At 74.0% G+C, this 6,448-nt stretch carries 7 protein-coding genes; 2 read left to right on the forward strand and 5 right to left on the reverse strand.

Annotation, left to right across the window (positions count from 1 at the left end; all coding sequences use genetic code 11):
- Window positions 1-225 precede the first annotated feature (225 nt).
- The gene (locus ACFRQN_RS14635) at window positions 226-1,680 is read left to right on the forward strand and encodes a cation:dicarboxylate symporter family transporter (protein ID WP_079272447.1); all 1,455 of its coding nucleotides are present in this window, start codon (window positions 226-228) and stop codon (window positions 1,678-1,680) included.
- Between the two features lie 135 nt (window positions 1,681-1,815).
- Here the strand turns inward: ACFRQN_RS14635 and ACFRQN_RS14640 are convergent, their stop codons facing one another.
- Both ACFRQN_RS14640 and ACFRQN_RS14645 read right to left on the reverse strand, forming a co-directional pair.
- Window positions 1,816-2,853, reverse strand: a complete 1,038-nt coding sequence (locus tag ACFRQN_RS14640; RefSeq protein WP_380740673.1) for a hypothetical protein — start codon at window positions 2,851-2,853, stop codon at window positions 1,816-1,818.
- A 105-nt stretch (window positions 2,854-2,958) separates the two neighbouring features.
- A complete protein-coding gene (locus tag ACFRQN_RS14645; RefSeq protein ID WP_063780162.1) occupies window positions 2,959-3,531 on the reverse strand; it encodes an RNA polymerase sigma factor in 573 nt (190 codons plus the stop codon).
- Between the two features lie 332 nt (window positions 3,532-3,863).
- Between ACFRQN_RS14645 and ACFRQN_RS14650 the strand changes: the two genes are divergently transcribed.
- Entirely contained in the window at window positions 3,864-4,235 is a 372-nt protein-coding gene (locus ACFRQN_RS14650; protein WP_375873393.1) for a hypothetical protein, read from the forward strand.
- A gap of 145 nt (window positions 4,236-4,380) precedes the next feature.
- Here the strand turns inward: ACFRQN_RS14650 and ACFRQN_RS14655 are convergent, their stop codons facing one another.
- From ACFRQN_RS14655 to ACFRQN_RS14665, 3 genes are all read right to left on the reverse strand, one after another.
- Window positions 4,381-4,953, reverse strand: coding sequence for an ATP/GTP-binding protein (locus tag ACFRQN_RS14655; protein WP_049651867.1), 573 nt, complete (start codon window positions 4,951-4,953; stop codon window positions 4,381-4,383).
- Between the two features lie 142 nt (window positions 4,954-5,095).
- Window positions 5,096-5,443 carry a DUF742 domain-containing protein gene (locus ACFRQN_RS14660; protein WP_049651866.1) on the reverse strand — a complete coding sequence of 116 codons (348 nt, stop codon included), beginning with the start codon at window positions 5,441-5,443 and terminating at the stop codon, window positions 5,096-5,098.
- Window positions 5,444-5,568: 125 nt separating this feature from the next.
- Window positions 5,569-5,979 (reverse strand): roadblock/LC7 domain-containing protein, encoded by a 411-nt coding sequence (locus ACFRQN_RS14665; RefSeq protein WP_049651863.1) that lies wholly within the window; start codon window positions 5,977-5,979, stop codon window positions 5,569-5,571.
- Between the last annotated feature and the right edge of the window lie 469 nt (window positions 5,980-6,448).

Below are 6,448 nucleotides of genomic sequence, written 5' to 3' on the forward strand. Positions count from 1 at the left end.
TGCACCACGCCCCCGGGCGCCCCCGAGGGCCGTCCGGCCCGCACCGTTCGCGGGCCAGGCCTCCGGGCCGGACATCCGGGCCGGACAGCCGGGTCGGACATCCGGGCCGCCCGCGCCGTTCATGAACTCTATGAACGCAAACGTGACCTCCGTCACCTCGGAGCCCATAGTCAGAGCGGCCCATCCCCCCGGGGCCACCAGGACTGCACGGCAAGGGAGCCGCAGATGTCGATCACTGGAGCCGCCGCGGCGGCGGGACCCAGACGCAAGGACCGGACCCACTACCTCTACATCGCCGTGATCGCCGCGGTGGTCGCGGGTGTGGTGGTCGGCCTGGCCGCCCCCGGTTTCGCCGTGGAGCTGAAGCCGATCGGCACGGGCTTCGTCAACCTGATCAAGATGATGATCAGCCCCGTGATCTTCTGCACCATCGTCCTGGGCATCGGCTCGGTGACCAAGGCCGCGAAGGTCGGCAAGGTCGGCGGCCTCGCCCTCGGTTACTTCCTCGCCATGTCGACCGTCGCGCTGGCCATCGGCATGGTCGTCGGCAACCTGCTGGAGCCCGGCGGCGGCCTGCACCTGACCGCCGCGCTCGCCAAGTCCGGCCACGCCCAGGCGGCCGCCGGCGGCGCCCAGTCGACCGCCGACTTCCTGCTTGGGATGATCCCCGAGACGCTGTTCTCCGCCCTGACCCAGGGCAAGGTGCTCCAGACCCTGCTGGTCGCCCTGCTCACCGGCTTCGCCCTCCAGGCGATGGGCCCGGCCGGCGCGCCGGTGCTGCGCGGGATCGAGCACGTGCAGCGGCTGGTCTTCCGGGTCATGTCGATGATCATGTGGGTCGCGCCGGTCGGCGCCTTCGGTGCGATGGCCGCCGTGGTCGGCGCCACCGGCACCGCCGCGCTGAAGAGCCTGGCCGTCATCATGATCGGCTTCTACGTCACCTGCGTGCTCTTCGTCGTCGTGGTGCTGGGCACGCTGCTGCGCCTGGTCGCCGGGGTCAACGTGTTCGCGCTGCTGAAGTACCTCGGCCGCGAGTTCCTGCTGATCCTCTCCACCTCCTCCTCCGAGAGCGCGCTGCCCCGCCTGATCGCCAAGATGGAGCACCTGGGCGTCAGCCGCCCGGTCGTCGGCATCACCGTGCCGACCGGCTACAGCTTCAACCTCGACGGCACCGCCATCTACCTGACCATGTCGTCGATCTTCATCTCCGAGGCGATGGACAAGCCGATGTCGCTCGGCGAACAGCTCTCGCTGCTGGTCTTCATGGTGATCGCGAGCAAGGGCGCGGCCGGGGTCACCGGCGCCGGCCTGGCCACCCTCGCGGGCGGGCTCCAGTCACACAAGCCCGCGCTGGTGGACGGGGTCGGCCTGATCGTCGGCATCGACCGCTTCATGTCGGAGGCCCGCGCGCTCACCAACTTCGCGGGCAACGCCGTCGCGACCGTGCTGATCGGGCACTGGACCGGCGAGATCGACGCCGAGCGCGCCCGGCGGGTGCTGGCCGGTGAGCTGCCGTTCGACGAGCTGACACTGGTCGACTCGCACGGTGCGGCCTCCGGTCCCGCCGCCGCGTCGGACGGCTCTACGGCCGACACCCCCGAGGCCACTCCCGAGACCGCCCCCGAGGCTGTCCCCACCCGGGGCACCGCCACCCAGGGCGCGGCCACCGCCGGGGTCTGACCCCGGCAGCGACCCCCGTACTCCCCCGGTCCGGCGCCCCCACCAACCCCCGGAAACGGCGCCGGACCGGGGGTCCTCGTTTTTCCGTCCGGCCGACGTTCCCGGTCGGGCCCGGACGGGTCTCCGGCCCGCTCGTCACAGGTCCTGCGAGCCGCTGACCACCCAGGACACCCCTCCGGCCGGGTCCTCCAGCACGACGTGCAGATGGTGCAGCCCGGCCGACGGCTCCTGCCAGGTGAAACAGCGCATCCGGTCCACCAGCGCGTTCACCTCGCCCCGGTCCACCCCGCCTGCCCCGTCCGGACCGTCCGGACCGTCCGGAGCATCCAGGCCGTCCAGGCCGTCCAGGCCGTCCGCCCCGGCCATCGCGGCCAGCGCCCGCCACACCCCCAGCCTCCCGTGCGCGCAGCCCCGCGCCCGCTCCAGGGCGGCGGACCGCACCAGCGCCGGGTAGACGAGCGCGAACGGCAGGTACCCGCCGACCACCCGCCGGTCGCGGGCCAGCAGGGCGGCCGCCGCCGGGGCCTGACCGCGCACGCAGGCCGTCTCCGCCCACGGCGCGAGCGCGCCCAGCCCCTCCAGGGCCCGGGTGACCGGTGGCCCGTCCGGCCGTCCGGCCGACCGCGCCACCAGGGGCAGCTCCACCTCGCCCAGGCCCTCCCGGCTGGCCGGCAGGGTCAGCAGCGCACTGCGCGCGCCCCCGCCGGGCAGGTACTCGCGTACCCGGGCCGCCTCGTCCCAGCCCGCCGCCTCCCACGGCTCCAGGCGCAGCGGCACGCCCTCCGGGTCGGGCTCGGCCCCGTACGAGAGGTCCTCGCCGAGCAGCGCCCGGGTGTGCGCGACCAGCCGTCGCACCGGGACCGGACCGAGCAGCGGGGCCAGCCGCAGCCAGGAGTGCCGGGTCGCCAGCACCTCCCAGAGCGGGCCGGCGTCGTGGTCGGCCACTCCGGCGGACGTCCCCGCGCCGCCGTCCCGGTCGAACAGCCGGACGGCCAGCTCGGGCGGCGCCGCGTAGGCGATCAGGTGGCCGAGCGGCGCGGTCAGCACGGCCGCGGCCTCCTCGCCCGCCTCCGCCACGGCGGCCGCGCGGCCCTGCCGGTAGGCGGCGAGCAGCTCGGGCCAGCGGCCGTCCTCGGCCAGTGCGCGCAGGCGGCCGTGCTGGTGGATGATCACGATTCGCAGGGTACGGGCCGGGGCGGCGCATCAGCTGACTTGCCGTCAGCTCGGTGCGTCGGGGCGGCGCTCGTACGCCCGCCGCCACCGCACACCTCCGCACCCTCAGCTCCGCTCGTGCTCCCGCTCGCGCTCCTGTTCGCACCCCCGCTCCTGCTCGCGTTCGCACCCCGCCTCCCGCTCGCGTTCGCGTTCCCGCTGGAGAACGGCGCGCAGTCGGCCGTGGGCGCGGCGCCGGGTGACGGCCAGCGTGCTGCGGTGCAGCCCGAGCAGCTCGGCGGCCTCGTCGACGCTGTAGCCGTCGAGGTCCACCAGCGCCACCGCGCGGGCCTGCTTGACGGTCAGGAAGCCCAGCAGGCGGACCACCTCCCAGCGCGCCTGCAACTCGGCCATCCCGCCGGACCGGGGGTCGAACTCCCCCCGGTCCCGCTCGACGGCGTCGCCCACCTCCGGCACCTCGGGCATCGACACCCGCCGGCGCTCCCGGCGCCACTGGTCGCGCAGGATGTTCACCATCGTGGTGAACGCGTAGGCGTACGGCTGCGGATGACCGAGGAAGCGCTCCGGCCGGCGGGCGATCCGCAGGTACGCCTCGTGGACGACGTCCCCGGCGCCGACCGGACCGCCGGCGAGGGAGGCCGCCGCCTGCTGGAGTCTGGGCAGGAGATCCGTGAACACCCGGTTGAATTCGGCCGATTGACCGCCACCCCCACTCGGACCGAAGCCCTCTTCCCGTCCGCCGCCCGCACTTCGACCGCTGCAATCCACCATGCCGCTCTCCCCGGAAATCGGCACCCCGAGCACCCGGTCCGCCCTGGCCACAGGGGTCTTGAGCCGACCGAATGACTTGTGACACAGGTCACATCATAGTTCGTCGTCTCACTGTGCGCAGTCATTCGTGTGCACCATGTCACCAACCGCACAGGAAGCGGGACTTCACCTCCGCGCGGACACCCCGGCGACCGGGGACGGCTCCGCCCGACGAGAACCCCTGAGCAAGGAGAACCACCGTGCGAGGTTGCATCGCCAGGAAGATCGCCACGTTCGGGCTGGCCGCCACGGCCGCCCTCGGCGTGCTCGGGACCACCGCCCTGCCGGCCGCCGCGGCGACGGTCCGGACCCAGGCCCTCACCCCCGAGACCGACACGGACTGGAACACCGTCGAGACCGCGACCTACCGCTGCGTCATCACCGCCGACTACGGCTGGCGCTGGGAGGGGACCTGCAACGTCTACTCCGGACGACTGCGCACCATCACCTACTGTGCCGACGGCTCGTCGAGCACCGGCCTGTGGATCGGCGCGCGGCCGCAGGCCTGGGCGGTCTGGGGCAACTGCCCCGGGTCGAGCTGGACCCGGATCGTGTTCCAGTGGCACAGCTGAACCGCCGGACCCGGAACCGCTGAGAGCCGACGGGTGACAGGTGACAGCTGACAGATTTCGAAATCTGTCAGCTGTCATCTGTTAGTTGTGAGTTGTCAGCTGTCATCCGCACGCCGTCCGCCCGCCGACACCTCCCGCCGCCGCCTCAGCCCACCGGAGAGACGTCCGCGAGCAGCCGGGCGGCGTGCACCCGGCCCGCGTGCTCGACCAGGTTGATCAGCACCTCCTTGCCCGAGGCCCGGTGGCGCGCATCGCACAACAGCACCGGCGTACCCGCGTCCAGGTCCAGCGCGCGGGCGACCTCCTCCGGCCTGAACTCCCGTGTCCCGGCGAAACGGTTCACCGCGACCACGAAGGGGATGCCCCGGTGCTCGAAGAAGTCGACGGCCGGGAAGCAGTCGGTCAGCCGGCGGGTGTCGGCGAGCACCACCGCACCGAGCGCCCCCTGGGCCAGCTCGTCCCAGAGGAACCAGAACCGGTCCTGCCCCGGGGTGCCGAACAGGTAGACCGCCAGCCCCTCGCGGATGGTGATCCGACCGAAGTCCATCGCCACCGTGGTCGTCGACTTGCGCTCCACGCCGTCGAGGTCGTCCACCTCCCGCCCGGCCTCGGTCAGCCGCTCCTCGGTGCGCAGCGGCCGGATCTCGCTGACCGCGCCGACCAGCGTCGTCTTGCCGACCCCGAAGCCGCCCGCCACCAGGATCTTGAGCGCCAGCACGGCGTCGTCGGGATCCTCGGCATCGAACGGGTCCGACCCGGCGTACGGACCGGACCGGCCGTACGGATCGGACGGATCGGACGGGTCGGACGGGTCGGACGGGTCGGACGATACCGACGGATCAGGCAGGTCGGACGGGTGGTCAGAGTGCACGGAGTCCACGGATGACCTCCTGGAGGATGCGCTCGTCGGGGAGCAGGGCGGGCGGGACGGGACGGCGGACCCGGATGAGCCCGGCCGCCAGCAGGTCGCCGAGCAGCACCCGCACGACGCCCACCGGCAGGTCGAGCTCGGCGGCCAGCTCGGCCACGGACAGCGGGGTGCCCCGGCACAGCGCGAGGATGCGCGCCTGTTCCGGGCCGACCGGCGGCTCGGGCGCGTCCGGTACGAGCGCCGGGTCGGGGAGTTCGGCGACCACCACGGCGATCAGGTCGAAGCGCTGCTCCCCGGCCCCGGTGCGCCCCCTGGTCATCGCGTACGGGCGGACCAGTGGCCCGGCGTCGTCGTCGTACCAGCGGGCCCGGTGGGCGGCCGCGAGCGGATTTCGGGGGTGACCGTCGGGTTCGGCCCTCGGGTGCTCGGGATGTCGCCCCCGGGACGGGTGGGGCACCGGACTCACCGGCCGCCCACCGTCCGCGGCGGGGCGCTCAGGTGCTCCCCGACCCGGCGGACCAGCCTGGCCATCTCGTAGGCGACCAGGCCGAGGTCGGCCCGGGCCGTGGTGAACACGGCGAGGCAGGTACCCTCCCCGGCCGCCGCGACCAGCAGGTAGCCGCCCTCCAACTCGACCATGGTCTGGCGGACTTCACCCGCACCGAAGTGCCGGCCGGCGCCCTTGGCCAGGCTGTGGAAGCCGGAGGCGACGGCCGCCAGATGCTCCCCGTCCTCCCGCGCCAGACCGGCCGAGGTGCCCATGGCCAGGCCGTCGGCGGAGAGCATCACGGCGAAGCGGAGCTCGGGGGCGCGCTGGACCAGCTCGTCGAGGAGCCAGTTCAGCTCCCCCGCGCGGTGGGTGGTGGCGATCACGGACGCTCTCCTTCGGGTCGGGACGGGGGTTGGGGGTGGCGCGCCCGCGGCGGCCGCGGAGCGTCGGCGGGCTGCCCGTCCCGCCGACCCTCCGGGTGCAGACCGCGCGCCCATCCGTTCTGGAAGGCCGACATCGTCGCCCGCGCCTCCTCCGGGCTGCGGCCCGCGGCGCCGAAGCCGTCGCCGGACCCGGGGCCGGGGCCGGCCGAGGCCACGGCTGCAGTGGCGGCGGCCGTACGACGACTGTGCGCGGTCGGACGGGCCGGGCCCTCGCGCAGCTGCGGTGCGAGGCTCGCCTGGCGGGTCCGGCGCGGCAACTCCTCGGGGCCCGAGTCGACTTGGGGGCCGTCCGGACGGGGGCCGTCCGGACGAGGACCGCGCAAGCCAGGTCCGGGCACCGGCTCCGAACGGCGTTCCGTACGGTACGGCTCCGCGCCGTACGGCTGCGGCGGCCCGGCCTGCGGACGGG

It is taken from the genome of Kitasatospora sp. NPDC056800, from assembly GCF_042789775.1.
GTDB lineage: Bacteria > Actinomycetota > Actinomycetes > Streptomycetales > Streptomycetaceae > Kitasatospora.